24 protein-coding genes are annotated in these 26,577 nt (G+C 72.9%); 15 read left to right on the top strand and 9 right to left on the bottom strand.

What is annotated here, in order from left to right; translation table 11 throughout:
* Positions 1–5: 5 nt before the first annotated feature.
* Positions 6–410 (bottom strand): ATP-binding protein, encoded by a 405-nt coding sequence (locus MUK52_RS15750; RefSeq protein ID WP_246042223.1) that lies wholly within the window; start codon positions 408–410, stop codon positions 6–8.
* A gap of 208 nt (positions 411–618) precedes the next feature.
* Here MUK52_RS15750 and MUK52_RS15745 point away from each other — a divergent pair, with 208 nt between their 5' ends.
* The 3 genes from MUK52_RS15745 to MUK52_RS15735 all read left to right on the top strand — a co-directional run bounded on the left by MUK52_RS15745 (position 619) and on the right by MUK52_RS15735 (position 3,263).
* On the top strand, positions 619–1,497 hold the full coding sequence (locus MUK52_RS15745; protein WP_284581713.1) for a DUF5753 domain-containing protein: 879 nt from the start codon (positions 619–621) through the stop codon (positions 1,495–1,497).
* Complete coding sequence (locus MUK52_RS15740) at positions 1,494–1,679, top strand: DUF397 domain-containing protein (RefSeq protein ID WP_284577213.1); 186 nt, start codon at positions 1,494–1,496, stop codon at positions 1,677–1,679. Before MUK52_RS15745 ends, MUK52_RS15740 begins: the two co-directional genes overlap by 4 nt.
* 429 nt (positions 1,680–2,108) lie before the next feature.
* Entirely contained in the window at positions 2,109–3,263 is a 1,155-nt protein-coding gene (locus MUK52_RS15735) for an IS701 family transposase (protein ID WP_114053318.1), read from the top strand.
* Positions 3,264–3,322: 59 nt separating this feature from the next.
* Here MUK52_RS15735 and MUK52_RS15730 read toward each other — a convergent pair whose 3' ends face one another.
* A complete protein-coding gene (locus MUK52_RS15730; protein ID WP_342777080.1) occupies positions 3,323–5,251 on the bottom strand; it encodes a helix-turn-helix domain-containing protein in 1,929 nt (642 codons plus the stop codon).
* Between the two features lie 291 nt (positions 5,252–5,542).
* Between MUK52_RS15730 and MUK52_RS15725 the strand changes: the two genes are divergently transcribed.
* On the top strand, positions 5,543–6,283 hold the full coding sequence (locus tag MUK52_RS15725) for a 50S ribosomal protein L11 methyltransferase (RefSeq protein ID WP_114053320.1): 741 nt from the start codon (positions 5,543–5,545) through the stop codon (positions 6,281–6,283).
* A gap of 24 nt (positions 6,284–6,307) precedes the next feature.
* Positions 6,308–8,473: an aminodeoxychorismate synthase component I gene (gene pabB / locus MUK52_RS15720; RefSeq protein WP_114053321.1), complete on the top strand. Its 2,166-nt coding sequence runs from the start codon at positions 6,308–6,310 to the stop codon at positions 8,471–8,473.
* Here the strand turns inward: pabB and MUK52_RS15715 are convergent.
* Complete coding sequence (locus tag MUK52_RS15715) at positions 8,400–9,359, bottom strand: transaldolase family protein (protein WP_284581712.1); 960 nt, start codon at positions 9,357–9,359, stop codon at positions 8,400–8,402. The two genes, pabB and MUK52_RS15715, sit on opposite strands and share 74 nt — an antisense overlap.
* Before the next feature lie 390 nt (positions 9,360–9,749).
* Here MUK52_RS15715 and MUK52_RS15710 point away from each other — a divergent pair, with 390 nt between their 5' ends.
* The 5 genes from MUK52_RS15710 to MUK52_RS15690 all read left to right on the top strand — a co-directional run bounded on the left by MUK52_RS15710 (position 9,750) and on the right by MUK52_RS15690 (position 14,753).
* Entirely contained in the window at positions 9,750–10,919 is a 1,170-nt protein-coding gene (locus tag MUK52_RS15710; protein WP_114053323.1) for a 3-deoxy-7-phosphoheptulonate synthase, read from the top strand.
* Between the two features lie 29 nt (positions 10,920–10,948).
* Complete coding sequence (locus tag MUK52_RS15705; protein ID WP_114053324.1) at positions 10,949–11,722, top strand: 2,3-dihydro-2,3-dihydroxybenzoate dehydrogenase; 774 nt, start codon at positions 10,949–10,951, stop codon at positions 11,720–11,722.
* A gap of 117 nt (positions 11,723–11,839) precedes the next feature.
* The gene (locus MUK52_RS15700; protein WP_114053325.1) at positions 11,840–12,514 is read left to right on the top strand and encodes an isochorismatase family protein; all 675 of its coding nucleotides are present in this window, start codon (positions 11,840–11,842) and stop codon (positions 12,512–12,514) included.
* Positions 12,511–14,394: an anthranilate synthase family protein gene (locus tag MUK52_RS15695; protein WP_284577207.1), complete on the top strand. Its 1,884-nt coding sequence runs from the start codon at positions 12,511–12,513 to the stop codon at positions 14,392–14,394. Before MUK52_RS15700 ends, MUK52_RS15695 begins: the two co-directional genes overlap by 4 nt.
* The gene (locus tag MUK52_RS15690; RefSeq protein WP_114053327.1) at positions 14,391–14,753 is read left to right on the top strand and encodes a hypothetical protein; all 363 of its coding nucleotides are present in this window, start codon (positions 14,391–14,393) and stop codon (positions 14,751–14,753) included. The genes MUK52_RS15695 and MUK52_RS15690 overlap by 4 nt, the downstream gene beginning before the upstream one ends.
* A gap of 35 nt (positions 14,754–14,788) precedes the next feature.
* On the opposite strand, the gene MUK52_RS15685 is transcribed toward MUK52_RS15690, so the two are convergent.
* Positions 14,789–15,289, bottom strand: coding sequence for an AtaL-like protein (locus tag MUK52_RS15685; protein ID WP_284577204.1), 501 nt, complete (start codon positions 15,287–15,289; stop codon positions 14,789–14,791).
* 222 nt (positions 15,290–15,511) lie between these two features.
* On the opposite strand from MUK52_RS15685, the gene MUK52_RS15680 reads away from it, so the two are divergent.
* From MUK52_RS15680 to MUK52_RS15670, 3 genes are all read left to right on the top strand, one after another.
* Complete coding sequence (locus MUK52_RS15680) at positions 15,512–16,213, top strand: SDR family oxidoreductase (RefSeq protein ID WP_284577202.1); 702 nt, start codon at positions 15,512–15,514, stop codon at positions 16,211–16,213.
* A 233-nt stretch (positions 16,214–16,446) separates the two neighbouring features.
* Entirely contained in the window at positions 16,447–17,712 is a 1,266-nt protein-coding gene (aroA, locus tag MUK52_RS15675) for a 3-phosphoshikimate 1-carboxyvinyltransferase (protein WP_284577200.1), read from the top strand.
* Positions 17,713–17,735: 23 nt separating this feature from the next.
* Positions 17,736–18,932, top strand: coding sequence for a 3-hydroxybenzoate 6-monooxygenase (locus tag MUK52_RS15670; RefSeq protein WP_284577198.1), 1,197 nt, complete (start codon positions 17,736–17,738; stop codon positions 18,930–18,932).
* An 83-nt stretch (positions 18,933–19,015) separates the two neighbouring features.
* Here the strand turns inward: MUK52_RS15670 and MUK52_RS15665 are convergent, their stop codons facing one another.
* On the bottom strand, positions 19,016–19,957 hold the full coding sequence (locus MUK52_RS15665) for an NADP-dependent oxidoreductase (RefSeq protein WP_114053331.1): 942 nt from the start codon (positions 19,955–19,957) through the stop codon (positions 19,016–19,018).
* A gap of 141 nt (positions 19,958–20,098) precedes the next feature.
* On the opposite strand from MUK52_RS15665, the gene MUK52_RS15660 reads away from it, so the two are divergent.
* Together MUK52_RS15660 and MUK52_RS15655 are read left to right on the top strand one after the other, a co-directional pair.
* On the top strand, positions 20,099–21,124 hold the full coding sequence (locus MUK52_RS15660) for an aldo/keto reductase (protein ID WP_114053332.1): 1,026 nt from the start codon (positions 20,099–20,101) through the stop codon (positions 21,122–21,124).
* Positions 21,125–21,130: 6 nt separating this feature from the next.
* On the top strand, positions 21,131–21,988 hold the full coding sequence (locus tag MUK52_RS15655; protein WP_284577195.1) for an arylamine N-acetyltransferase family protein: 858 nt from the start codon (positions 21,131–21,133) through the stop codon (positions 21,986–21,988).
* A gap of 210 nt (positions 21,989–22,198) precedes the next feature.
* Here the strand turns inward: MUK52_RS15655 and MUK52_RS15650 are convergent, their stop codons facing one another.
* The 4 genes from MUK52_RS15650 to MUK52_RS15635 all read right to left on the bottom strand — a co-directional run bounded on the left by MUK52_RS15650 (position 22,199) and on the right by MUK52_RS15635 (position 26,521).
* Entirely contained in the window at positions 22,199–22,684 is a 486-nt protein-coding gene (locus MUK52_RS15650; protein ID WP_114053334.1) for a hypothetical protein, read from the bottom strand.
* A 360-nt stretch (positions 22,685–23,044) separates the two neighbouring features.
* The gene (locus MUK52_RS15645) at positions 23,045–23,878 is read right to left on the bottom strand and encodes an arylamine N-acetyltransferase family protein (RefSeq protein ID WP_246042229.1); all 834 of its coding nucleotides are present in this window, start codon (positions 23,876–23,878) and stop codon (positions 23,045–23,047) included.
* A gap of 10 nt (positions 23,879–23,888) precedes the next feature.
* Positions 23,889–25,280 (bottom strand): FAD-binding oxidoreductase, encoded by a 1,392-nt coding sequence (locus MUK52_RS15640; protein ID WP_284577191.1) that lies wholly within the window; start codon positions 25,278–25,280, stop codon positions 23,889–23,891.
* 26 nt (positions 25,281–25,306) lie between these two features.
* On the bottom strand, positions 25,307–26,521 hold the full coding sequence (locus tag MUK52_RS15635) for an MFS transporter (protein WP_284577189.1): 1,215 nt from the start codon (positions 26,519–26,521) through the stop codon (positions 25,307–25,309).
* Positions 26,522–26,577: the final 56 nt, after the last annotated feature.

Raw genomic sequence — 26,577 nt, 5'->3', positions numbered from 1 at the left:
GAACCCTAACGGCGCCCCGCACCCCCGAACTCGGCCCATACGGTCTTGCCGACCACCCGCCCGGTGCACCCCCACCGGTCGGCCACGGCACCGACGATCCCGAGGCCGCGTCCCCCCTGCTCGTCGTGCCCGGCCTCGCGCACCACGGGCCGGCTCTCACCCCTGGGGTCGGTCACCTCGATCCGCAGCACCGATCCGGTGAGCCGCATCTCGACGCGCAGGAACCGGCCCGGCACCGAGCCGTGGCGCAGGGCGTTGGTCGTGAGTTCGCTGGCGACCAGCGCGAGGTCGGCCGCCGCGTCGGGCCGCCCCCAGGCCACCGCGAGCCAGGCGGCTCGCCGCCGGGCCGCCGGAACGGAGTCCTGCCGGGGCGGGTAGTCCCGTACGTCCCGCCGCATCGGCTCGTCCATCTGCACGCACCTTCCCGGTGAGGGCGGTGGCTCTGCCGTGCGGGCAGCACGGTGCACTTCCGCCGACTGGAACTCCTCAGTGAGGAGTTCGTCGCCGAACGTAAGGGCGGGATGCTCCGGGATCAAGTCGTTCGGGGAATATCTTCCCCAGACGGGTGAGGTCGACTGGCTGCGGCCGGGGCGCAAAACTGTCCCGGTGAACCGTGGGATGCGAGAGGGCCAGGGCAACCGTGTGTCGACGGTGCTGGGGCGCAGGCTGGGCGGCGAGCTGCACAAGTTGCGGACCGAGGCGGGCAGGACACAGGCGCAGGCGGCCCAGGCCATCAGCGCCACCTCGACGAAGATCGTCAAGATGGAGAGCGGTTGGGTGCCGATGAGGGATCCGGACATCCGTGTGCTGTGCGAGTTCTACGACATGACCGACGAGCAGTTCGTCGGGAGCCTGCTGGATCTGGCTCGCTTGGACCGCGAACGCCGCAAGGCCAAGGGATGGTGGCTCCACTCCCCGGCCGCAGGGTCGATGGCGGAGTACATCGCGATGGAGGATGTCGCTTCGAAGGTACGCACGTGGCAGCTGTCTCTGGTGCCCGGACTGCTGCAGACGGCCGACTACACGCGCGCCCTGGCCGTGAGCGACGAGCACTGGGAGGACCCCGACGACATTGAGCGTGTCGGCGCCGTCCGGATGCAGCGGCAGCACCGGCTGCGCAGCGAAGTGCCGCTCCAGGTGCATGCGGTGATCTGGGAAGCCGCGCTGCGGCAGGAGGTCGGCGGAGCCGCGGTGATGTGCGCCCAGCTCGGCCACTTGTTGGAAGTTGCCGAACTTCCCAACGTTCACGTGCAGGTGCTGCCGTTCCGTGCGGGCGGGCACCCTTCCATGAGCGGGCCCTTCAACGTGGTGTCGTTCACCGAGGCCGAGGCGATCGATGTGGTCCATGCCGACGGCATCGGTTCTACTGTCTGGGTGGAGGGCCGGGAAGAGAGCGCCGTATACAGCCGCTGCTTCGACCGCACAGCGCGAATGAGCCTGGCTCCACGTGACTCCGTCCAGTTGATCGACCGCATCCGCAAAGGGCTCCGGACATGACCCAGTTCGAATTCGCGAAGTCCACGTTCAGCACCTCAAGCGGGGAGTGCGTCGAGGTGGCGTTGAACGTGCCAGGCACGGTGGCCGTGCGGGACAGCAAGCGGGCCGGGGGGCCCGTCGTCGTAGTGGGGGAGGCCGCCTGGGCCGTGTTCCTCGGCGGGGGCGGTCTCCGCGCGCGGTAGGAGCGGCGGCGGGTGGGCCGGGTACCGCGGCCGGGCAGTCCGCGGGGCAGGGCGTGAACAGAGGAGTGCCTGCTTCCTCTTGAGGGGCGCAGGGGGCGTCCGACGGTGGCCGGACCACCATCCGCGGCTTGCGCGGTGGTGGTCCGGCCACCGTTTCGTGTCGTCAGGGGGGTCGCGGGGCGGGCGCGGCCGGTGGTCCACCGGCGGTCCGGCGGCGCTCGATGCGGGGGCGAGCGGCTCCCGAGCAGGCCAACGGCCCGGCGGGCGTTCGCCTGCCTGATCGACTTCCGTGTGCGGTCCGTCCCGGCCTGATGACCGGCCGTGCACCGCAGGGCGAATGTGTGTGACGGCTCCACCTGGTTCCCGAACCGCCCCCGAGCGCAGGGTTGAAGCGCTGGAGGAGAAGCCGGGGGAAGGGATGGATCCATCATGAGCGCACCGAGTCTCGAACGACTGGAGACCCTGAGCAGCCGGTTCGTGCCGGATCTGGTCGTGGACGAGCTCTGCGCCGAGTTGTTCGCCTCGCTGCCGCGCAGCGACCAGCGCCGCAAGGGCGAGGTGTACCTGCGCGGCCTGCTCAAGGCCGAGGGCCGCAAGTCGATAAGGAACATCGCCGCGCACGTCGGCGACCGGGCCGCCGAGCAGAGCCTCCACCACTTCGTCGTGTCCTCCACCTGGGACTGGGGCCCGGTCCGGGCCGCTCTCGCCCGGTACCTGGAGCGGGCGCTGCGTCCGCGCGCCTGGGTCGTGCAGCCGGTGGTGATCTCCAAGGCCGGCACCGAGTCGGTCGGGGTGGCCCGCCGGTTCGTGCCCGAGCGGGGCCAGATGGTCAACAGCCAGGTCGCGTTCGGCGTGTGGGCCGTCGGGGAGGAGCAGAGCAGCCCCGTGAACTGGCGGCTGGCGCTGACCGACCGGTGGCGCGAGAGCGTCGGTCCGCTGTCGCCGAACGTGCACCGCTCGGAGCTGGCGACGAGCCCGCTGGAGTGCGCCACCGGGGCGGTCGAGGAGCTGCGCGACTGGGTCGGGCAGCCCCACCGCCCCGTCGTCTTCGACCTGCCCGACGTCGACCCGGCCGCGGTGGCCCGCCGGTTCGGTCCGGCCGGGCTGCACTTCACGGCGACGGCCCGCGGGTCGATGCGGGTGCGGTGCACCGACCCGGTGCTCCCCGGCAGCGGCAACCGGGAGCTCGCCGCGCACCAGCTGCTGCTGATGGCGCGGACCCTGCGCCGGCCGGTGACCTGGCTGGACCCGGTGACGCTCCGGCCGCGGACCTCGCTCGTCGTGGGGGTGCGGGTGGAGCTGCCGCAGGTGGCGGAGCCGCTGGTGCTGTTCGGCGAGTGGACCGACCCGCGCGGCTGGCCCGAGCGGTGCTGGGTCAGCGACATGGTGCAGGCCCCCGCCGGGGCCCTGCTGCGCCTGGCGAAGCGGGCGCAGAACGTCGAGCACGACTTCGAGACGGTCTCGCAGAAGGTCGGGATCACCGACTTCGGCGGCCGCTCCTTCGGCGGCTGGCACCGGCACACCACGCTGGCGTCGGCGGCGCACGCGGTCCGGGTCCTCACGGAGCGGGGCGGGGAGCGGTAGGGCCTGTCCTGCGGACCGGGGCCGCGGGGCCGGCCTGCCCGGGCGCTCCCGCGCCGCGGTCAGCCGATGGTGTGCCGGGGGGCGCTGCGCCGGTTCTGGCGGAGCGCCTGGCGGGTGCGCTGGAGCTGGAGGGCGAGCTGCACCTGGAGGGCCTGGGTCGGCTTCTGCCAGTCCTCGCCGAGGATCTCGGTGATCCGCTCCAGTCGGCGGGAGACGGTGTTGGGGTGGACGTGCAGCGACTCGGCGGCCCGGGAGGGGCTGTTGGCGGAGGCGAAGTAGGCCTCCATGGTGCGGACCAGCTCGGTGTACTGCTGGTCGTCGTAGTCGAGGACGGGCCCGATGGTGTCGGCGATGAACCGGTCGATGTTCGGCTTCTCGGAGAGGAGGACGCCGAGGAATCCCAGCTCGTCGGGGGAGGCGGTGCTGCCGGCGCCGGTGAGGGCGGCGACGGCGTCGAGGCAGCGCCGCGCCTCCTGGTGGACGTGGACGATGGCCGCCGGGTTCTCGACGGGGCCCGCCGAGCCGGCGGTGACGGGTCTTCCGAGCACCTCGGAGAGCTCCTTCGAGGCGGTCCGGGCGATGGCGCCGGCCTCGGTTCCGGGCAGCAGCAGCACCACGCTGTCGCCGTCGACGCTCTTGAGCCCCTGGTGCCGGTTGGCATACGAGGCCGCCCAGGCGGCGACCCGCCCCTGGACGCCGCCTTCGGGCCGCGCGATGACGACGACGTGCGGCTCGTCGAGGTTGAGGGCGAGGCGGCGGCTCTGCTCGGCGATCTGCACCGGGGACAGGGAGGTGCCGCGCAGCAGGTCCTGGAAGAACTCGTCCCGCATGTGGCCCTCCGCGGCCGCCATGCCCTGCTCCATCAGCAGGACCACGGCGGTCACCTGGGCGGTGAGCGCGAGGAGCTGCACCTGGAGGTAGGTGGCCGGCTCCTCGGAGACGAGTATCAGGGTGCCCAGCATCTCGTCGCCCGCGGCGATGGAGGCGACCCAGACGCCGCCGGCGGTGCTGCGGGGCTGGCGGTCGGTGTGGGCGTCGAGGAGGGCGGTGCGGACCTCCGCCTCGTCGAGCTCGGGGACCGCGCCGACGGGGCAGGCCAGGGTGCGGCCGGAGGCGTCGCGGACGACGAGGGTGCCGTCGAGTCCCTTGACGGCCTCGGCGGCCAGGGTGGAGAGGCCCGCCCCTTGGAGGACGAGGTCGAGGAGCCGGCCGTGGGTCTCGCGGAGCTGGCGGGCGGTGGAGGAGGAGTCGAGGGCGCGGGAGGTGTCCTGCTCCAGCTCGACGACCTCGTACCGGGTCTGCTCCAGCAGTCGCGCCTTCTCGATTGCAACGGTTGCGAGGTCGGCGAGCGAACTCATCAGGGAGACCTCGTCCGGGGTGAAGTGCCGGACGTGCCGGTCGGCGACGTACAGCGCGCCGAGGCTGGCGCCGGCGTGCCGCAGCGGGACGGCCATCACGGCGTGCAGCCCCTCCGCCTGGACCACCTCGTCGATGACGGGGCTGTGCGTGAAGCTGGTGTCGTTCATGTAGTCGGCTGACCAGAACGGCGCGGACCCCTCGGCGGCGCGGCGGCCGACGCCGCCCTCGCTCATCGGGATGGCGAAGCCGATGGTGAGGGCGGAGGCGTGCCCGTCGGCGGAGCGGACCCGGGAGATGCCCTCCTCCGGGTCGTCGAAGCTGACCCAGGCCATGTCGAGACCCAGCAGCAGGCGGGCCCGGCGGGTGATGACCTTGAGCAGTTCGTCGAGGTCGTAGGGGAGGGTGAGGTCGCGGGCGGTGTCGACGAGGGCGGCGAGGCCGGCCTCGCGCTGCTGGCGGCGCACGAAGAGCGCGCGGATGCCGAGGCTCTGGTCCCGGGCCCTGGTCAGCTGGGCGAGGGCGTCCCCGGACAGGCCGGAGTCCCGGGCTTTTCGGACCACGTCGTCGAAGGCAGCGGCGGGCGCCTCTCTGTTCAGCAGTTCCAGCATTTCGTAAGCGTGGTCAACCACGACGCTTCCCCCGACCCCCCATAAAGCCGTTGAGGATCGCACCAACGCGGTTACGCAATCCATGGCCGAGCCTGAAAGTATCCCTTGTGGCAAGAAGTGGTCAAGAATCGCTCGAGCCCCGCTCCAGGTCAGCGGTGCGGAGGGTGATCGGGCCACCACGCTCCCGGAGTGATGCTGTCATCTGGACACCTTCTGGTCGAGGACCACTCAAGGGCAGGCTGATCACCGGTCGAGCCGGTGGCGTCCCCACCGCTGCGGCCGCCAGCCACGCAGCTTCCTTGAGGAGTACGCATGTCCCAGGCGGTACAGGTTTCCCAACTCCAGAGCTACGAGAGGTCGCTGCTCCGCAGCAGGCTGTCCCTGACCAGGTCGGACCGGCCGCGGGTGTTCTCCCTGGGCGGTCGCGAGTGGGACCTCTTCGACGAGGTCTTCGCGCCGGTCTACTCGCCGTCCACGAGCGTGGCGCTGGACCTGCTCGGCCTCAACGACCTTGACGCGGGCCGCCGTTCGGGCTCGTTCCTGGAGATCGGCTGCGGCACCGGGGTGATAGCCGTCACGGCCGCGCTGGCCGGATGCGAGCGGGTCGTCGCGGCGGACATCAGCCCCGCCGCGGTGGAGAACGCCGCCGTGAACGCCGACCGGCACGGGGTCACCCGCCAGGTCCGGGCCGTACACAGCGACCTGTTCTCCGGGCTGCGCGAGCAGGAACGGTTCGACACGATCTTCTGGAGCTCCAACTACGTGATGGGGCCAGCGAGTTACGAGTACAAGACCGTGCACGAGCGGGCGTACGTCGACACCGGCTACCAGGCCCACCGCAGGTTCGTCGAGCAGGCGGTGCACTGGACGGCCCCCGGGGGCCGGGTGCTGCTCCACTTCAGCGACCGGGGGGACCTGCCGGCGCTGTACGACATCGCCGACGCCTGCGGCCGGGAGCTGGTCACGGTGGCCGGCCGCCGGGTCCGCGAGGGGGAGTACGGAGAGGACATGGTCGAGCACATGCTGATCGAAATCAGGCCACTCGCGGCTTGATTTGGACTGGGGGGATTTTTCGCCGTGCGTACGCTTCTTGTCGACAATTACGACTCGTTTACGTATAACCTCTTCCACTATCTGGCCGAGGTGAATGGCCGGGAGCCGGAAGTAGTCCGAAATGACGACCCGGACTGGAAGATCGCACAACTGGACGCGTTCGACAACGTCGTGGTGTCACCCGGTCCCGGAACGCCCCGCCGCGCGTCCGACTTCGGGATCTGCACCGAGCTCGTGCACCGCTCCCACCTGCCGCTCCTCGGGATCTGCCTCGGCCACCAGGGCATCGGCCACGTCCACGGCGCGACGGTCGACCGGGCGCCCGAGCCCCGCCACGGCCGCACCTCGCCCGTCCTGCACGACGGCACGGGCCTGTTCGCCGGCCTGCCCTCGCCGCTGGAGGTGGTCCGCTACCACTCGCTCACGGTGACCGGGCTGCCGGACGCCCTGGAGGCCACCGCCTGGACGCCCGACGGCATCCTGATGGGCCTGCGGCACCGCACCCGGCCGCAGTGGGGCGTGCAGTTCCACCCCGAGTCGATTTGCAGTCAGTACGGGATGCAGCTGCTTGCAAACTTCGCAGGGCTGACCCGCGCGCACCAGGCTGCCCAGGGGCCCGCCCGCCGCTCCCCGGCCCGCCGCCCTGTCCGCGGCGCCGCCGCCCCGGCCGTCCCCGCCGCCCCGGCCGTCCCCGCGGTCCCGGCGCCCCCGGCCGCGGCACCGGCCCCCGCCCCGGTGCGCAGGCTGCGGGTCGCCGCGCACCGCCTGCCCACCCGCTGGGACCCCGAGACCGTCTACGACCGGCTCTTCCGCGGCAACGACCACGCCTACTGGCTGGACAGCAGCCTGCCCGGCGGCGACCGCGGCCGGTTCTCGGCCATGGGCGACGCCACCGGCCCGCTGGCCCGCACCGCCTCCGCCGACGTGTGGAGCAGGACCGTCACCGTCGGCTCGGCCGGGGGCGGCAGCCGGCTCGTCGCCGCGCCCTTCCTGGAGTGGATCGACAGCGACCTGCGCTCCCTGCACACCGAGGTGCCCGAGCTGCCCTTCGACTTCGCCCTCGGCTGGGTCGGCTACCTCGGCTACGAGCTGAAGGCCGAGTGCGGCGGCGACCTGGTGCACCGCTCGCCCGTCGCCGACGCCACCATGGTCTTCGCCGACCGCGCCGTCGTCTTCGACCACGCCGAGCACACCACGTACCTGCTCGCCCTCGCCGAGGACGGCGTCCCGGGCTCCGCCGCCGCGGCCGACGGGTGGCTGGCCGACACCGCCGCCCGGCTCGCCCGGCTCGCCGGGTACAAGCTGCCGCCGCCCCGCCCGCAGGAGGGCGGCGGGGAGATACGGCTGCGCCACGACCGCGGCTCCTACCTGCACCTGATCGACCGCTGCCTGGAGGAGATCGCGGCCGGCGAGAGCTACGAGGTCTGCCTCACCAACATGGCCGAGGCCGACACCTCCCTCGACCCCTGGGCGGCGTACCGCACCCTGCGCCGCACCAGCCCGGCGCCCTTCGCCGCGCTCCTGCAGTTCGGCGGGCTCTCCGTCCTCAGCACCTCGCCGGAGCGCTTCCTGCGGGTCGGCCCCGACGGCCTGATCGAGTCCTCGCCGATCAAGGGCACCCGGCCGCGCGGCGCCACCCCGCAGGAGGAGGCCGCCCTCATCGCCGACCTCCTGGGCGACGAGAAGGACCGCTCCGAGAACCTCATGATCGTCGACCTGGTCCGCAACGACCTGGGCCGCTGCGCCGTCCCGGGCACCGTCGAGGCCGAGGAGCTCTTCCGCGTCGAGAGCTACGCCACCGTCCACCAGCTGGTGAGCACCGTACGGGCGCGGCTGCGCCCCGGGCTGACGGCCGTGGACTGCGTGCGCGCCGCCTTCCCCGGCGGGTCGATGACCGGCGCCCCGAAGATCCGCACCATGCAGATCATCGACCGGCTGGAGGCCGGTCCGCGCGGGGTGTACTCCGGGGCCATCGGCTACTTCTCGCTCACCGGCGCCGCGGACCTCAGCATCGTCATCCGCACCGCCACCGTCACCGCCGGCACGGTGTCCTACGGGGTCGGAGGCGCGGTCGTCGCCCTGTCCGACCCGGACGCCGAGTACGAGGAGACCGCCGTCAAGGCTGCTCCGCTGCTGGCCCTGACGAAGACCCGCTTCCCGGAGAGGCAGCCGGCACGGATCCCCTCCTGACCGGCCGGCCGTGCCGGAGTCGGTGCAGCTCCGCCGCCTCCAGCACGGCCGCCACGTCGGGGACGCTGACCCCCAGCCGCTCCAGGGCGCGCAGGGCGCACGCGGCCTCGGCGTCCGCGTTCAGCAGCGTGTCCCCGGTGAGCGCCGGGGCCAGGGCGGCGGCCTCCAGCGTCTCCACGGACAGCGCGAGCGCCGTGTTCCACCCGACGAGCGCGCCCACGCCGCCGTCCGCACCGGGCCCCCACAGCAGCCGCGGCTGGAGGGCCCCGTTGGCGCGCAGTACGCGCCACCAGTCGCCCGACAGCCGCTCCTCGCGCACCCGGTACATGCGGCGCGCGACCGCGAGGCCCGCGGCGCCGCGCACCTCGGCGTCGGCCGGCACGCCCAGGGCGTCGAGCCGGGCCCCGACCTCGCGGTCGAAGCGGCCCACGGGGAACGAGACCACCAGCGGCGCGGCGCCGAGCGGCCGGCCCGCGGCCAGTGCCCGCTCCAGGCCGGCCACGTAGGCGTCGAGCACCTCCGCGCACCGCCCGCCGGAGAACACGAGCGAGGCGTGTACGCCGATGCCCTCCGCGAGCAGGTCGGCGAGTGCCCGGATCCCGTCCGGGCTCGCGGGCAGGCGCACCACCGCGTTGCGGCGGCCGACCTTCTCGTGCACCGTGCGCGCGGCCGCGACCAGCGCGGTCCCGCCGCCGGCCCGGAGGTCCGGCACGGGCACGGAGACGAGTCCGGCGGTGCCGCCGCTGTCCCCGAACACCGGCAGCAGGGCGTCACAGGCGCGCGCGGCCTGCGCGGGCGACGTGCCCGCAGGCGCGCAGGCGTTGTGGAAGTGGCCGCCCAGTACCGGATACCGGATGCCGGTGTCGAACTCCGCGGGGTCCTGCACGCTCAACCACGGCGAGACCCCCTCGGACACCAGTTGCCTCAGCAGCGCCCCAGCTCCTTGACTAACCACGCACAGCACCCTAGGGCGCCGCTCCACCCGCCGGAAACCATCCGGTGATGGTGTGTCAAGTATCCCCCGAATCCCGTCGCTTTCCGGCCTATTTCAACGGCCGCCGCGAAGGGCGGGCGCGGACTTTAAGGGATTTGCGGACGCCCCGCGTTTTTCCCTCCGCCAATGCGTCAGGTTTATTTCGGATTACCTCTTCGGACCTGACCGAAATCAACTCCACTTGACGGAGTGCGGAATGTCTGGTGGTTCACCGGAATCACCGTTCCAGAGACTTCTCGATGCATCTGATGTCACGGCAGGTACAGCACTGGGAGGTGCCGCATGCACGGTGTTGCACGCTGGAAATCATTGCCCGCGGGCCAGCAGCCCGTATGGCCGGACGAAGAGGCCCTGGAGAACGCCAGGGCCGAGCTCGCGGGCTCGCCCGCGCTGGTACGCCGTGAGGACGTCGACGCCCTGCGCACCCTGCTCGCCGCGGCGGCCAGGGGCGAACTGCAGATCGTGCAGGGCGGTGACTGCGCCGAGGACCCGGCCGAGTGCACCCCCGGCTACGTGGCCCGCAAGGCGGCGCTCCTGGACGTGCTGGCCGGCGTGATGAAGGCCCGCTCGCTCAAGCCCGTCATACGCGTCGGCCGGCTCGCCGGCCAGTTCGGCAAGCCCCGCTCGAACCCCGTCGAGACCGTCGCCGGCGTCGAGCTGCCGGTGTACCGCGGGCACATGGTCAACAGCCCGGAGCCCGACCCCGAGCTGCGCCGGCCCGACCCGCAGCGGCTGGTCGCGGGGTACCGGGCGGCGGCCGGCGCCATGGCCGTCCTCGGCTGGCACGGCGGGGGCCGCCCGTCGGCGGCGGAGGCCCCGGTGTGGACCAGCCACGAGGCCCTGCTGCTCGACTACGAGGGCCCCATGGTCCGCACCCAGGACGACGGATCGCAGCTGCTGACCTCCACCCACTGGCCGTGGATGGGCGAGCGGACCCGCGAGCTGGACGGCGCGCACGTCGCGTTCTTCGCGTCCATCGCCAACCCGGTCGCGACGAAGGTCGGACCCTCCATGGAGCCCGAGGCCCTCGTGGAGCTCTGCGGGAGGCTCGACCCGGGGCGGGAGCCGGGCCGGCTCACGCTGATCTCCCGGATGGGCCAGGGCAAGGCGGCCGAGAGGCTGCCGGCGCTGGTGCGCGCCGTCCGCGCCGCGGGCCACCCCGTGCTGTGGATGTGCGACCCGATGCACGGCAACACCGTCAGCGCGCCCGGCGGGGTCAAGACCCGTTTCGTCGAAACCGTGGTGCGCGAGGTCGAGGAATTCCAGAAGGCCGTCGTGGAAAACGGCGGAGTCGCCGCCGGGCTCCACCTGGAGACGACCCCCGACCAGGTGCACGAATGCGTCGCCGACGAATACCACGTGGACGAGCTGGGAGAGAAGTACACCTCGTTCTGCGACCCGCGCCTCAATTCCGACCAGGCCGTCGAGGTCGTCTCGGCCTGGCGCGGCTGAGGCCACGAAAAAAAGGGGGTTTCTCCATCATGGAAGGAAAGATCGCTCTCGTCACCGGTGCGGCCGGCGGCATAGGCGAGGCCATCGTCCGCGCCCTGGCCTCCCGGGACGTGCGGGTGGTGGCGGTCGACCGGGACGCCGACCGCCTGCGGAAGGTGGCGAAGGCCGTCGAGGAGGACACCGGCGGCCGTGTCGAGCCGTTCCCCGCGGACGTCACCGCCAGCGCCGACGTCGAGGCCCTCGTCGACGACGTCGAGACGCTGGTGGGCCCGCTCGACTTCCTCGTCAACGCCGCCGGCGTGCTCCGGCTCGCCGAGGCGCGCAAGCTGACCGACCAGGAGTGGAGCACGACGTTCGCGGTCAACACCACGGGGGTCTTCTTCGTCTCCCGGGCCGTCGTCAACCGGATGGTGCCGCGGCGCCGGGGCGCCATCGTCACCATCGCCTCCAACGCGGCGGGCACCGCCCGCACCGAGATGTCCGCCTACGCCGCCTCCAAGGCGGCCGCGACCATGTTCACCAAGTGCCTGGGCCTGGAGGTCGCCAAGTTCGGGATCCGCGCGAACCTGGTCGCCCCCGGCTCCACGGACACCCCGATGCTCAACTCGATGTGGCAGGACGAGAGCAGCGCGCGGGCCTCCATCGACGGGGTACCGGACGCGTACCGCGTCGGCATCCCGCTGGGGAAGCTGGCGCGCCCCGAGGACGTCGCCGAGGCGGTCGTCTTCCTGCTCTCCGACAAGGCGTCCCACATCACCATGCACGACCTCACCGTGGACGGCGGTGCGGCGCTCGGTGTCTGAGACCGCGAGCCGGACGAGCCCGACGAGCCGAGTGAGCCGAGTGAGCCGAGTGCGACGAATCCGGCACCCGCGCGCGGCGCGACCGGCCGGCCAACCGTGAACGAGAGGGAAACCCGCATGGCAGGGATACCTGCGATCAGCCCGTACCCGATGCCGTCGGCGGCCGACCTGCCGGCCTCGGCCGTCGACTGGGAGGTCGACCCCGACCGCGCCGTCCTGCTGGTGCACGACCTCCAGAAGTACTTCCTGGCCGCGTTCCCGCAGGGCGAGCAGCCCGTCGTGGACCTGGCCGCCAACGCCGGGGAGCTGCGCAGCCGCGCCGCCGACCTCGGCATCCCCGTCGCCTACACCGCCCAGCCGGGCGGCATGACGCCCGCGGAGCGCGGCCTGCTGAAGGACTTCTGGGGTCCGGGCATGCGGCCGAGCGAGGACCACCGCCGGGTCGTCGACCCGGTGGCGCCCGCCCCGGGCGACTGGATGCTCACCAAGTGGCGCTACAGCGCCTTCTTCAAGACGGACCTGCTGGAGCGGATGCGGGCGTCCGGCCGCGACCAGCTGATCATCTGCGGGGTGTACGCCCACGTCGGCGTGCTGATGACCGCGGTCGACGCGTTCACCAACGACATCCAGCCGTTCCTCGTCGCCGACGCCGTCGCCGACTTCTCCTGGGAGGAGCACCGGATGGCCCTGGAGTACGCCGCCGGCCGCTGCGCCCGCCTCACCACGACCAAGGAGCTCCTGACGGCCCTGCCCGACCGGGTGGCCGCGTACGCCGGAAGGGAAACCGCATGACCGAGGACCTGCTGGACCGGATCCTGGCGCCCCGGCCGCCGGCCTTCGCGCTGGTCCACCGCCCCGAGACCACCCTCGGCCGCACCGTCGACCTGTTCACGGGCCAGTTCACCGAGGCCGCGGCCCTCGCCGACATCCCCCTCGGGGATGTCGCGGAGGGCGCCGGCACCCGCCAGGACGTCCTCGCCCTGGTCCCCTACCGCCAGCTCGCCGAGCGCGGCTTCGAGGCGCCCGACGACGGCGCCCCGCTGCTCGCCATGGCGATCGCCGAGCAGGCTCAGGTGCCGCTCGCCGACGTCCTGGAGCGCATCCCGGACGATCCGGTGCAGCTGGTGCCCGGCGGCGACTTCGACATCGACGACGACACCTATGCCGAAACGGTTCGCCGCGTCATCAGGGACGAGATCGGCACCGGCGAGGGCGCGAACTTCGTGATGAAGCGCTCCTTCGTCGCCGACATCGGCGACTACTCCGTCCCCGCCGCCCTGCGGATCTTCCGCAGGCTGCTGGAGCGCGAGACCGGCGCGTACTGGACGTTCATCGTCCACACCGGCGACCGCACGCTCGTCGGGGCCTCCCCCGAGCGCCACGTCAGCGTCAGCGGCGGCCGCGCGGTGATGAACCCGATCAGCGGCACCTACCGGTTCCCGGCCTCCGGCCCGGAGCTGCCCGGCGTCATGGACTTCCTCGCCGACCGGAAGGAGGCCGACGAGCTGTACATGGTCGTCGACGAGGAACTGAAGATGATGGCCCGCATCTGCGAGTCCGGCGGCCGGGTCGTCGGCCCCTACCTCAAGGAGATGGCCCGCCTCGCGCACACCGAGTACTTCATCGAGGGCCGCACCACCCGCGACCCGCGCGACATCCTGCACGAGACCCTGTTCGCCCCGACCGTCACAGGCTCCCCGCTGGAGAGCGCGGGCCGCGTCATCAAGCGGTACGAGCCGCAGGGCCGCGGCTACTACAGCGGCGTCCTCGCCCTCATCGGGCAGGACGAGCGCAGCGAGCGCACCCTCGACTCGGCGATCCTCATCCGCACCGCCGACATCGACGCGGCGGGCCGGATGAGCATCGGCGTCGGCGCGACCCTCGTGCGCCACTCGGACCCCCTGTCCGAGGTCGCCGAGACCCGCGCCAAGGCGTCCGGGCTGCTCGCCGCGTTCGAGCAGCCGGGGCCGCGCCGCTTCGGCGACCACCCGGAGGTCCGGGAGGCCCTGAGCCGGCGCAACGCGACCATCGCCGGCTTCTGGCTGGACGACGACTCCGCCCGGGCCCGGCCGGTGCCGCTGCTGGTGGGCCGCAAGGTCCTCGTGGTCGACGCGGAGGACACCTTCACCGCGATGATCGAGCACCAGCTGCGCGCCATGGAGGCCGACGTCACGGTCACCCGCTTCGACGAGCCGTACAGCTTCGCCCCGTACGACCTCGTCGTGATGGGCCCCGGGCCCGGCGACCCGCGCGACGCGCACCACCCGAAGATCGCGCACCTGCGGGCCGCGGTCGACACGCTCCTCGCGGAGCACCGGCCGTTCCTCGCGGTCTGCCTGAGCCACCAGGTGCTCAGCACCCGCCTCGGCTTCCCGCTGCGCCGCCGCGAGCAGCCCAACCAGGGCGTGCAGCGGGAGATCGAGCTGTTCGGGCGGCGCGAACGCGTCGGCTTCTACAACACCTTCGCCGCGCAGAGCGCCGCCGACACCGTCGAGGTGCCCGGCATCGGCACGGTCGAGGTGTGCCGGGAGGCGGAGACCGGCGAGGTGCACGCGCTGCGCGGGCCCGGCTTCCGCTCGATGCAGTTCCACGCCGAGTCGGTGCTCACCGAGGACGGCGTCCGCATCGTCGCCGACGCCCTGTCCGGACTGCTCAGCGAGCAGCTCGTATGAGGGCGACCGTCGCCTGGTGGGACCTGGCCGGCTCCGGGCACAGCATCGCCTCGCTGCGGGAGTACCTGCGCGACGAGGCGGTCGACCGGTTCGCCGGTGTCGAGGGGCTGCGGCTGAAGTTCTGGATCGCCGACCCGGCGACGGAGCGCTGGGGCGCGGTGATGCTGTGGGAGTCCGCGGAGGCGGCGGCCCGGCCGCTCGCCCCGCGGGCGGCCGAGCTGATCGGGCGCACCCCGGTGCAGTACACCGTCTTCGACGTGGAGGCGGTGGTCGAGGGCGTGCACACCCTGCCCGCGCTGCCCGGCCCCGGCCTGCTCCGGCAGGCCGCGGAGGCTGCCGCCCCGGCGGGCCCGGTCTGACCCGCCGCCGGGACGGCGCACGCGGAGGCGGCCCCTCACGACCCGCCCGGGCCGTGGGGGGCCGCCTCCGCGTCCGCGTGCATCATGGCCCGGTGCAGGCCCTCCGTCATGGCGTCCAGCGTGGCGTGGAAGTCGGCGTCGAGGTCCCGCAGATAGGTGTTCCCGGCGAGCACCGCCGCCGCCGGGCGCTCGGTCAGGGTGATGCTCAGCGTCAGGGTGAGGCGGCCGTCCGCGTCCTCGCCGATCTCGTTGCGTATCTCCGCGATGTCGGTGTCGTCCAGGTGCCGGTAGGTAATGCGGCCGGCGCTCTCCTCGGGGACGACCCGCTGCAGGAACGTCGCGTTCCCGCGCCGGATTTCCCGCAGGAATCCGTCGGGGTAGCGCTCGTTGATCCGGCATTGCGTAATCGCGGGAACATATCCGGTGGGAAACTCCGCCTTGTGTAGCAGAGCCCGCCACAGGCTCTCCCTCGTGGGCCCGGGAGACCCGCTCTGACCTGCGCGGACTACCGGTCGGGTCCATGAAAGCGTCAGCATTGGTCTCCCTTTTCCGCCGGTGGGCCGGCGTGCAGCATCGACCGCCCGGCCGGAGGTGTCAAAGACGGTCGGGGGATTACGTCACCTGCTCCCGGAACCTGACGAAGTGAACCGGCCGGACTGCCCAGGACACCCCGCCGCCTTGCAGGGTGACGGTCGGTCGGCGGCGTTCGCCCGAGCGCCTTCCCGAGGTATCCGACGCGGAGAATCAGGAGCACGCTGATGTCTGAACGCTTCGACGGCAAGGTCGTCCTCGTCACCGGCGGGGGCGAGGGAATCGGCCGTGCCGCGGCGCTCGCCTTCGCCCGGCTCGGCGGACTCGTCGTGGTGGCAGGCCGCCACCCCGAGACCCTGGAGGGAACGGTCAAGCTGATCCGCGACGCGGGCGGCCTCGCCGACAGCGTCGTCGCCGACGTCTCCGACGCCACCGCCGGGTTCGGGGCAGGTGCGGCGCACGCCGTCGCCGAGACGGTCCGCCGCCACGGCGGGCTGCACGTCGCCTTCAACAACACCACCGAGCTGGGCCCCGCCCAGCCGGTCGCCGACATCGACGAAGCCGCCTGGGCGCAGAACCTGACCGCGAACCTGACCGGTGTGTGGCTGTCGATGAAGCACGAGATCGCCCACATGGAGGGCGCCGGCGGCGGCGTCATCGTCAACACCGCCAGCAACATCGGCGCCCAGGGCATGCTGCCCGGGCTCGGCGCGTACGCGGCCTCCACCGCCGCCGTCAGCGCCGTCACGCGGACCGCCGCCCGCGAGTACGCCTCCCGCGGCGTCCGCATCAACGCCATCAGCCCCTGCCCGCTCGGCCGGGGGGCCAGCGTCGAGGAGATCGCCGACACCGTCGTCTGGCTCTGCTCCGACGCCGCCGCGTACATCGTCGGGCACGACCTGGTGCTCGACCGCAAGACCGGCGAGTGACGCGACCGGCCGGACCGGCACACCCCGCCCCCGGCCGAGCAGAGGAGCCCTGAGGAACCGGTGAGCAGCCCCCGACCCCGATCCCACCCGACGACCCCCGCGGCCCACGGCGGCGGCGCCCCCGGACACCGTCCCGCCCACCGCCGTGCGGGCGACCCGGGCTGGTCCCGCCCCGCGGGCCGGGCCCCGTTCCGCGCCGGCCGCGGCGCCGGACACCGACACCGGGAGCACCCGTGAACCCCGTACTGACCGCCCGTATCCCGGGCTCCAAGAGCATCACCAACCGCGCGCTGCTCCTCGCGGCCGCCGCCGACGGGGTCTCGCTGCTGCGCGCCCCGCTCGTCAGCGACGACACCCTCGCCTTCCGCGAGGCCCTGGCCGGGCTCGGCGTGCACATCGAGGCCGAGGACGGCGACGCCGCCTGGAAGGTCTCCGGCACCGGCGGAGCCCCCGCCGCCGGGGGCTCCGTGTGGTGCGAGGACGCCGGCACCGCCGCCCGCTTCCTGCCGCCCTTCGCGGCCGCCGGCCGCGGCACGTTCACCTTCGACGGAACCGGCCAGCTGCGCGCCCGCCCCCTGCGCCCGCTCGCCGAGGCACTCGGCCGGCTCGGCGCCTCCGCCGCGGTGTCGGAGCCGGTCGGCGGGCTGCCGATGACCGTCCGCGCCGACGGGCTGCCCGGCGGGGACCTCGCCGTGGACGCCTCGCTGAGCAGCCAGTACCTGACGGGCCTGCTGATGGCCGGCCCGCTGATGCGCGCACCGCTGACCGTGCGCGGCGCCGGGCTGGTCAGCCGCCCGTACATCGACATGACGAAGGCGCTGATGCGCCGCTTCGGCGCGAACGTGGACGAGTTCGACGACGGCGTGATCCAGGTGCTGCCCGGCGGCTACCGGGCCGCGCAGCTCGACGTCGAGCCGGACGCCTCCACCGCCTCGTACTTCTTCGCGGCGGCGGCCGTCACCGGCACGACCGTGGCCGTGCCGGGCCTCGGGCGCTCCAGCGTCCAGGGCGACCTCGGCTTCGTGGAGGTGCTGCGCCGGGCCGGGGCACGCGTCGAGATCGGCGAGGACACGACCACCGTCACCGGGACGGGCGCGCTCCGCGGCGGCTTCGACGTCGACATGGGCGACATCTCGGACACGTTCATGACGCTGGGCGCGATCGCCCCGCTCGCCGACGCCCCGATCACCGTGCACGGCATCGGGCACGCCCGGCTGAAGGAGTCCGACCGGATCGCCGCCGTCGAGGAGAACCTGCGCGCCTGCGGCATCCGCACCGAGTCCGGGCCGGACCGGATCACCATCCACCCGGGGACCCCGGCGCCCGCCCGGATCGCCTGCCGCCGGGACCACCGGATCGCGATGGCGTTCTCGGTGCTGGGCCTGCGCACCGCGGGCATCACGCTCGACGACCCCGCCTGCGTCGGCAAGACCTTCCCCGGCTTCCACGCCGAACTGGGCCGGCTCTTCCCGGCCCACGCGAGCACGGTCCGCCACTGACAACGAGAGGGGAGTGAGATCCCATGGCCGAGATACTCATCGCCGGCGGCGGCATCGGCGGCCTCGCCGCGGCGCTCGGGCTGGCCCGGCGCGGGCACCGGATCACGGTCCTGGAGTCCCGGGAGGTCTTCACCGAGGTCGGCGCCGGCATCCAGCTCGGCCCGAACGCCTTCCGCGCGCTGGACCTGCTCGGCGTGGGCCGGGAGGTCCGCGACCGGGCGGTCGTCGTCGACGAGCTGCGGTTCATGGACGGCACGACCGGCGAGCGGGTCGCCGCGATGCCGGTGGGGCCGGAGTACCGCGCCCGCTTCGGCAACCCGTACGCCGTCGTGCACCGCGTGGACCTGTACCTGCCGCTGCTGGAGGCGGTCCGCCGGCACCCCGGCGTGGAACTGCTGGGCCGCCACCGCGTCGTCGGCTACGAGCAGCGGGCCGGGACGGCCGCCGCGGTCCTGGCCGACGGCCGCCGCATCACCGGAGACGCGCTGATCGGCGCCGACGGCCTGCACTCGGCGGTGCGGCGGCAGCTCGTCGGGGACGGCGCGCCGCGCGTGTCGGGGCACACGATCTACCGCACGGTGATCCCCGCGGAGGACGTTCCGCAGGAGCTGCGCCCGAACGCGGTGACGCTGTGGGCCGGCCCGAAGTGGCACTTCGTCCACTACCCGGTCTCCTCGGGCCGGTACGTGAACCTGGCCGCGACCCGCGACGACGGCGCCGCCGAGGCGGTGGCGGGCGTCCCCACCGGGGACGGCGACGTCCTCGCGGCCTTCCCGGAGCTGTCGGGCGCCGCCCGCCGGCTGCTGGAGCTGGGCCGGGACTGGAAGGCGTGGGTGCTGTGCGACCGCGACCCGGTCGAGCGGTGGACCGAGGGCCGCGTCGCCCTCCTCGGCGACGCCGCGCACCCGATGCTCCAGTACGCCGCCCAGGGGGCCTGCCAGGCCGTCGAGGACGCGGTGGTGCTGTCGGGCCTGCTGGACGGCTGCCCGGCCGATTTCGAGCAGCGCCTGGAGAAGTACGGGGCGGCACGCCGCGAACGCACCGCCCGCGTCCAGCTGGTGGCCCGCGAGATGGGGCGCCGCCTCTACCACGCGGCGGGCGGGGCCCGCGTGGAGCGCAACGCGATGCTCTCCTCTCTTGCGCCCGCGGCCATGTACGACGAGGTGGCCTGGCTGCACGGCCGCGAGGGCTTCGACCCGGCGGCCCCGGAGGCCGGCTGACCGCCGGACGGCGCACGCGGACGGGGCGGCGGGGACACTTCCGTGTCCGCGCCGCCCCTTCGGCGTCCTGCGCCCCGGCCGGGTCAGAAGGTGAGGACGATCTTGCCCGTGGCGCGCTGGGACTGGCTCAGTTCGTGCGCCTTGCGGACGTCCTGGAGGGGGAAGGTCCCGGCGACCAGCGGGCGCAGCCGGCCCTCTTCGGCGAGGGCCGCCACCTGCTCCAGGACCGCGTGGTCGGGCGCCACGTTGACCGTGATGCCGCGCAGGCCCAGGGCCTCCGCCTTGGCCCTGATCTCGTCCAGGGCGAGCGGGTTGATGACGCCGATGTAGGTGCCGCCCGGGCGCAGGGTGCGCAGCGAGCGGTCCTCGTACTCGCCGCCGATCAGGTCGAGGACGACGTCGACGTCCTTGACGGCCTCGGTGAAGTCCACGGCGGTGTAGTCGACGACCTCGTCGGCGCCGAGGCCGCGCAGCGCGTCGTGCTTGGCGGCGCTGGCGGTGCCGATGACGTACGCCCCGCGGGCCTTGGCGATCTGCACCGCGAGGTGGCCGACGCCGCCGGCCGCCGCGTGGACCAGGACGCGCTGGCCGGGCTGGACGTCCGCGCCGTCGACGAGCGCCTGCCAGGCCGTCAGGGCGGCCATCGGGAGGGCGGCCGCCTGCACGTGGTCGAGGGCGGACGGCTTGCGGGCGAAGTGGCGGGCGGGCCCGGCGACGTACTCGGAGTACCCGGCGGCCTCGTTCGGGAAGGCGGGCAGGCCGAAGACCTCGTCGCCGACCTTGAAGCGGTTCTCGCCGGGCGAGACGGCCACGACCGTGCCGGACACGTCCCAGCCGACACCGAACGGCGGGGTCAGCCACAATCCGTATTCGCGGATCTTCCAGTCGATCGGATTCACGCCGGCGGCGTGCGTCTTTACCAGAATTTCGGTGGCATTGGGAGCGGGGATCGGAGAATCCGTCAGGTTGAGGACTTCGGCGCCGCCGAGGGCTTCCTGACGCACCGTGCGCATGGTTTCTGTCATGCATTCCATGATCTGTGCGCGCGTGTCCGGTTGTAAAGCCGGGCACCCGTCGATATCCGGCCATTCGTGTTTTCCCGCGACCTGACACAGCGGCCGGAAATTGTTTCTGCTTCGCAGAACACCGGCGCAATGCTCTGCCATATGACTCAGCTGCGATCACTTGGTTCGGCCGGCCCCGAGGTTTCCGCTCTCGGCCTCGGCCTGATGTCCATGTCCGACTTCTACGGCCCCGCCGACCGGGCCGAGGGGGTCGCCACCGCGCACGCCGCCATCGAGGCGGGCATCACCCTCCTCGACACCGGCGACTTCTACGGCAGCGGCCACAACGAGCTCCTGGTGCGCGAGGTGCTGCAGAGCCACGACCGCGAGCAGCTCACCCTCAGCGTCAAGTTCGGCGTCCTGCGCGACCCGGCGGGCGGCATCCTGGGCGTGGACAACCGCCCGGAGGCGGTCAAGAACTCCCTGGCGCAGACCCTCCAGCGGCTCGGCACCGACTACGTCGACGTCTACCGCCCGGCGCGCCTGGACCCGGCGGTGCCGATCGAGGAGACCATCGGCGCGATCAAGGAGATGGTGGAGGCCGGCTACGTCCGGCACATCGGCCTGTCCGAGATCGGTGCGGAGACCCTGCGCCGCGCCTCCGCCGTGCACCCGATCGCGGACCTCCAGATCGAGTACTCGCTGCTGTCCCGCTCGATCGAGGACGAGATCCTGCCGACCGCCCGCGAGCTGGGCACGGCCGTCACGGCGTACGGCGTCCTCGCCCGGGGCCTGCTGTCGGGCCGCTGGAACCACCAGCGCGCCACCGCCAAGGACGACGGCCGCAGCAGCTTCCCGCGCTTCAGCGGCGAGAACCTCGACCGCAACCTGCAGCTGGTCGCCGCCCTCGGCAAGGTCGCCGAGGCCAAGGGCGTCACCACCTCGCAGCTGGCGATCGGCTGGGCGATGGCCCAGGGCGCGGACATCGTCCCCGTCGTCGGCTCCCGCCGCCGCGACCAGCTCGCCGAGGCCCTCGGCGCGCTCTCCCTGGAGCTGACCGCCGAGGACGTCGCCGAGATCGAGCGGGCCGTGCCCGCCGAGGAGGTCGCCGGCACCCGCTTCGACGCCGAGGGCATGGCCATGCTCGACAGCGAGAAGAAGTCCGGCGCCTCGGGCCAGGCGGGCTGACCGGTGGTGCAGATCGGCAGCGCCGCCCAGTGGCAGGCCGACAGGCTCGACGTCGGTGCGTACCTCGACCGCCTGGGCGTCGCGGGCCCGCTGGAGCCGACCGCGGAGACCCTGCGCAGGCTGCACCGGGCGCACGCCCTGGCCATCCCGTTCGAGAACCTCGACATCCTGCTGGGCCGCGGCATCGACATCGACATCGAGGCCGTCCAGGACAAGCTGGTGCGCCGCCGGCGCGGCGGCTACTGCTACGAGCACAACATGCTCTTCGCGGTGCTCCTGGAGCGGCTCGGCTTCGAGGTGACCCGCCTGTACGCCCGCCCGGTCCTGGACGCGCCGAAGCCGCTGCCGCGGACGCACCTGATGCTGAGCGTGGCCGTCGGCGGGGAGACGTGGCTCGCCGACGTCGGCTTCGGCGACGAGGGCCCGCTGGAGCCGGTCCCCGTCCGCGACGGGACCGTCTCCGAGCAGGGCGGCTGGACGTACCGGCTGGCCCGGGCGGAGGGCTCCGACAAGGAGTGGGTGCTCTGGCTGAAGCGGGGCGACGGCTGGTTCCCGCTGTACTGGTACGCCACGGAGGGGCACCACCACATCGACTGCGTGGTGGCCAACTACTTCATCTCCACGCACTCCAGCTCGCCCTTCACCGGGCGGGTCTTCCTGGAGCGCATCGCGGAGGACTGGCGGCTGAACCTCAACCACCGCAAGCTCACGCTGACCCGCTCCGACGGCGGCAGCGAGGTCCGGTACATCACGGACGGCGAGGTCCGCTCGCTGCTGGACGAGCGGTTCGGCATCGAGCTGACGGAGGACGAGGCCAAGGCCGTCGTCGCGGCGCTGCCCGCACCGCCGGCCGGGGGCGCCTGACCCGCCTCCCCTCCGCCGTACCGCCCGCGGGGCCCGCGGCGCACCCTCCCGGTGCGCGCCGCGGGCCCCGCTTCCGTGGCGGCCGCGGCGGGCGGGCGGCTGCCGCGGCAGCGAAAGGCGCCCGCGCATGCCGAACGGGCCCGGCGGGGGGATTCGCCGGGCCCGTTCGGGCGCCACAGGGGGAAGGGGCGTGAAGGGGGTTCAGCGCGTTCAGCGGGGCTGGACGCCGATGCGGGTGCCCTTGCCGGTGGAGGAGCCGCCGGTGACGTACGAGCCGTCCAGGCCGTGGATCTTGTACGCGAAGTCGAAGTTGGCGGTGTTCCGGCCGGTGACGGTGATGTTGGCCTGGAACGTGATGGTGGAGTTGGCCTTGCCGTCCGCACCGAGCAGCAGGGCGGTGTCGGTGTCGGAGTAGGTGCCGCAGCCGGTCTGCTTCCACTCGCCGTGCGAGGCGGTCGTGGTGTTGTTCGGCGAGGTGAAGTTGACCGTGCCGGCCGACGCCCAGGCGCTGCCGTGGTAGCTGCCGAGGAAGGTCTCCCCGGTGTTGTCGTCCACGACCTTCCAGCTGCCCGGGAGGGTCAGGCAGCCGCTGGAGCCGTCGGCGGCGGCGTTCGCCGAGCCCGTGACGGCCGTCGCGGTGGCGAGCGCGGCGACGCCCGCGAGTACGCCGACCTTGATACGGGTGCTCTTGCGCATGTGGATCTCTCCCATGGATTCGAAAACGGATGGATTACCGGGGCCGGCGGTGAACGCGGCGGCTTCGATTTCCATGATGGGCCGTCGAATTCGCGTGCGGTATGGACCAGGAGGCGATTCGTCAAGTCTGCGTAAAGGGCGTTGCGGCGTGCGGCGGGCGGCCCTCGAAAGGCCTTGCCGTCCCGGTCCTGCAAACAGCCCCGAAAGGCCGTCCACGGCCCCTGTGGAGCTCCGGCAGGCCCCGTAAAGGAGACCTGTGGGAAAAGCTCCCGTAAGGCCGGGAGAAACCCCGCGAAAAGGCCCTGCGCCGCATCCGGGTCCGGATGCGGCGCAGGGCCTGGCGGCGGAAGGGGAGGGGCCTCAGTCGATCTGCATGATGATGCGGACGGCGGGGTCCACGTCCGGCTGCTGCGGCACCGTGTCGAGGACGATCCCGAAGTGCTCCTCGTACGCCGCCAGCAGGGCCGCGTCGTCGGGCAGTTCGACGGTCTCCCGGCCGGCCGCGGTCGTGCGGGTCAGCTCCCGGCCGTTGACGGTGACGCGGCCGTCCTCCTTCTGGTGGGAGACGATCAGGTTGTGCAGGAAGACCGAGTCGGGCGCGGTGCGGTACCACCACAGCGTCGGGAGGAAGTCCTCGATGCGGACGGGGCGTTCGTCGAGCCGGTACTGGATGCCGCCGTTCAGCTCGACCTGGATGCCGCCCTCCTCGGGCCGCACCACGCGGTAGTCGCCGTGCGGGTCCTTCTGCACCTCCGAGGTGCCGACGGGGAGCGGGAAGCGGCTGTTCTTGCCGAAGCCGACGTCGACGAGCCACTCCTCCCCGTCCAGGTCGACGCGGAGCGCGAGGTGGCAGAGCGGGGCGCCGAACGCGCCGCCCAGGAAGACCTGCCCGGAGAGGATCTCCACCCGGTAGCCGAGGGCCTCCAGGAGGTGCCCGAAGGACGGGTTCAGCTCGTAGCAGCCGCCGCCGCGCCGCCGGGTGACGATCTTGTCGTAGAGGAACTCGCGGTCCAGGCCCAGCTCGGCGCCCTCGACGTGGTAGTCGATGTTCTCGAAGGGCACCGACAGCACGTGCCGCTCCTGGAGGTGCCGCAGCCCGTGGATGTCGGCGCGCTCGGGCCGGCGGGCGCCGATCCGCTCCAGGTAGGCGTCCACCATCGCGTCGCTGAGCATGCCTGTCGTCTCCTTCGTCATCGGGTCCCCCTCACCGGGCACGCCACCCGGTCGGCGGGATGTTGTGGTTCACGCGGAACACGTTCTGCGGGTCGTAGGCGTCCTTGGCGGCGACGAGCCGCTCGTACGTCTGCGGGTCGTACGCCGAGCGCAGGTGCTCGGGCGAGCTCTCCAGGGCGCTGATGAAGCTGAGGAACGGGCCGCCGATCCTCCAGGGCTCCATCTCCTCCATCAGCCGCTCCTGGAACTCCCGTACGTCCTGCACGTGTTCGGGCCACACCGGCGCGCCCGCGAACAGGGTGTACGCGGTGTCCCGGTGCGGGACGGCGTTGGGGTGCTCGGGCCGGCGGCCCAGCGCGCCGCCGAGGTGGCGCAGCTCGATGCCGGGGCGGACGGCGTCCGCCCCCTCCTTGATCAGCGGGATCAGGGCGGCGATGGCGGCGTCGTCGAGCTCGCGGATGCGGGTGGAGCGCTCGAAGTACACGGCGGGGACCGTGGGGTCCATGTTGATGTCGGCGACGTCCGTGTACGGCATGTCCGCGACCGTGTCGAGGACCGGCTCGACCAGCTCGCGCAGCGGGCGCACCAGCTCGGCGCCCTCCTCGTTCGAGCCGTTGAACGCGATCCGGATGTGGGCGAGGAAGCGGCCCCGCACCGGCTCCGGCAGGACGTCGATGTCGGGGAAGCGCATCACGGCGATCGACGACTGCATCGCGTCCGGCAGGGCCTGCGTCCAGTCGCGCCAGGCCGGCAGGATCCGCTCGATGTGCTCGCCGGGCAGGAACAGGCCGCCGCCGTACAGCCGGGAGACCGGGAACAGGCCGATCTCGATCGAGGTGATCACGCCGAAGTTGCCCTTGCCGCCGCGCTGCGCCCAGAACAGGTCGGGGTGGTCGTCGGGGGACACGTGGAGCAGTTCGCCGTCTGCGGTGACCAGGTCGAAGTTCCTGACGTGGTCGGCGGCGTAGCCGTAGGAGCGGCCGAGCGGGCCGAGGCCGCCGCCGAGGTGGTACGAGACCACGCCGACGCCGGGGGAGGCGCCGTTGAGGGGGGCCAGCCCGAAGGGGGCGGCCTCCTGGATGACGCGGCTCCACTGCACGCCGGGCTCGATGCGGGCGGTGCGGGCGCGCGGGTCGATCCGGACACCGGTGAGGTTGCGGGTGTTGACCAGCAGGGCGCCGTCGGCGGGCACGGACACGCCGTGGCCGGTCGCCTGGACGGCGACGGCGATGCCGCGGCGGGAGGCGAAGCGGACGGCGGCGATGATGTCGGCGGTGCCGTCGGCGACGACCACGGCGGCGGGCCGGATCTGCGGCAGGATCCGGTTGAAGCCGAGGGTCTCCTCCTCGTACCCGTCGGTGCCGGGCAGCAGCAGCGGGCCGCGCAGCTCGGCGCCGAGTGCGGACAGGTCGGTGGTGGACACGGACGTTCCCTTCTCCAACGGGTGGTTCACTGCGCCGCCTTGCCGGAGAGGCGCAGCGAGGGGAGGGTGGCGGCGGTCAGCAGGACCACGGCGCCGCCGATCCACGCGACCGTGGTGAGCTCGATGTTGTCGGCGACGAGGCCGCCGACGAGCGCGCCGAGCGCGATGGACAGGTTGAAGACGGACACCCACAGGGCCGAGGCGGCCTCCATCGAGTCGGGCGCGTACTTCAGCATCCAGGTCTGCAGGCTGACGGAGACGCCGCCGAAGGCCAGGCCCCACAGGACGAGCAGGGCGATGCCGCCGGCCTGGCTCCGGCCGAGGACGGGGAAGAGCAGCATCGCGGCGGCGAGCGCGACGATGATGACGGTCATGGTCCGGGCGAGGTTCTTGGAGACGGCCGCGCCGGCGACGAAGTTGCCGACGATGCCGGCGACGCCGAAGCCGAGCAGCAGGAGGCTGATCAGGTCCTCGTCGATGCCGGACACCTGCTGGAGCATGGGGCTGACGTAGGTGTACGCGGCCAGGTGGCCGGTGACGATCAGCGCGGTGGCGATGATGCCGGCGCGGACGCCGCGGTTGCCGAACTGGGCGAGGAGCTCGGGGACGCTGACGGGCTTGGTGGCGGGCAGCTTCGGCAGCAGCACGAGCAGGGCGACGAGGACCGCGAAGGCGAGGACGCCGAGCACGGCGAACGCGGTGCGCCAGCCGGCGAGGCCGCCGATCAGGGTGCCGGTCGGTACGCCGAGGACGTTCGCGGCGGCGACGCCGCCGAAGATCAGCGCGGTGGCGCGGGGGATCGCCGCGGGCTGCACCAGGCGGAAGGCGAGGCCGCCCGCGATGGCCCAGAAGCCGCCGATGGTGACGCCGACGAGCACGCGGGAGGCGAGCAGGATCCCGAAGTTCGGGGCGAGGACGGTGACCAGGTTGGCGACGGCCATGACGGTCATCAGGCCCACGAGCAGGTACCGGCGGTCCATGCGGCCGACGACGACCGGGACGAGCGGCGCCGACAGCGCGGCGACCAGGCCGGGCACGGTCACCATGAGGCCGGCCGTGCCCTCGGAGACCTGGAGGGCGGAGCCGACGGAGGTGAGCAGGCCGATCGGCAGCTGCTCGGCGGTGACCAGGGTGAAGATGCCGACCGCGACGGAGACGACCGCGAACCAGGCCTTCAGCGTGGTGCGCTCCTCCGCCTGCGGCGGTGCTGCGGTGTCGGCGGGTGTGTCGAGTGTTGCCATGGCAGGAAACCTCATTCGTGTCTGACGGGTGCGGGGGCCGCCCTGCGGGGAGGCGG

It is taken from the genome of Streptomyces sp. 2P-4 (assembly GCF_030167965.1).
Lineage (GTDB): Bacteria > Actinomycetota > Actinomycetes > Streptomycetales > Streptomycetaceae > Streptomyces > Streptomyces globosus_A.
Note: the sequence above shows the minus strand (reverse complement) of the source record. Positions and strands in the feature narration are given on the sequence as shown.

Coding starts and splice junctions, on each gene's coding strand:
- MUK52_RS15745 (WP_284581713.1), top strand. CDS start 619: ATGCGAGAGGGCCAGGGCAACCGTGTGTCGACGGTGCTGGGGCGCAGG.
- MUK52_RS15725 (WP_114053320.1), top strand. CDS start 5,543: ATGTCCCAGGCGGTACAGGTTTCCCAACTCCAGAGCTACGAGAGGTCG.
- MUK52_RS15685 (WP_284577204.1), bottom strand. CDS start 15,289: ATGCTGACGCTTTCATGGACCCGACCGGTAGTCCGCGCAGGTCAGAGC.
- MUK52_RS15680 (WP_284577202.1), top strand. CDS start 15,512: ATGTCTGAACGCTTCGACGGCAAGGTCGTCCTCGTCACCGGCGGGGGC.
- MUK52_RS15670 (WP_284577198.1), top strand. CDS start 17,736: ATGGCCGAGATACTCATCGCCGGCGGCGGCATCGGCGGCCTCGCCGCG.
- MUK52_RS15735 (WP_114053318.1), top strand. CDS start 2,109: ATGAGCGCACCGAGTCTCGAACGACTGGAGACCCTGAGCAGCCGGTTC.
- MUK52_RS15650 (WP_114053334.1), bottom strand. CDS start 22,684: ATGCGCAAGAGCACCCGTATCAAGGTCGGCGTACTCGCGGGCGTCGCC.
- MUK52_RS15695 (WP_284577207.1), top strand. CDS start 12,511: ATGACCGAGGACCTGCTGGACCGGATCCTGGCGCCCCGGCCGCCGGCC.
- MUK52_RS15660 (WP_114053332.1), top strand. CDS start 20,099: ATGACTCAGCTGCGATCACTTGGTTCGGCCGGCCCCGAGGTTTCCGCT.
- MUK52_RS15645 (WP_246042229.1), bottom strand. CDS start 23,878: ATGACGAAGGAGACGACAGGCATGCTCAGCGACGCGATGGTGGACGCC.
- MUK52_RS15710 (WP_114053323.1), top strand. CDS start 9,750: ATGCACGGTGTTGCACGCTGGAAATCATTGCCCGCGGGCCAGCAGCCC.
- MUK52_RS15635 (WP_284577189.1), bottom strand. CDS start 26,521: ATGGCAACACTCGACACACCCGCCGACACCGCAGCACCGCCGCAGGCG.
- MUK52_RS15700 (WP_114053325.1), top strand. CDS start 11,840: ATGGCAGGGATACCTGCGATCAGCCCGTACCCGATGCCGTCGGCGGCC.
- MUK52_RS15690 (WP_114053327.1), top strand. CDS start 14,391: ATGAGGGCGACCGTCGCCTGGTGGGACCTGGCCGGCTCCGGGCACAGC.
- MUK52_RS15750 (WP_246042223.1), bottom strand. CDS start 410: ATGGACGAGCCGATGCGGCGGGACGTACGGGACTACCCGCCCCGGCAG.
- MUK52_RS15665 (WP_114053331.1), bottom strand. CDS start 19,957: ATGACAGAAACCATGCGCACGGTGCGTCAGGAAGCCCTCGGCGGCGCC.
- MUK52_RS15740 (WP_284577213.1), top strand. CDS start 1,494: ATGACCCAGTTCGAATTCGCGAAGTCCACGTTCAGCACCTCAAGCGGG.
- MUK52_RS15705 (WP_114053324.1), top strand. CDS start 10,949: ATGGAAGGAAAGATCGCTCTCGTCACCGGTGCGGCCGGCGGCATAGGC.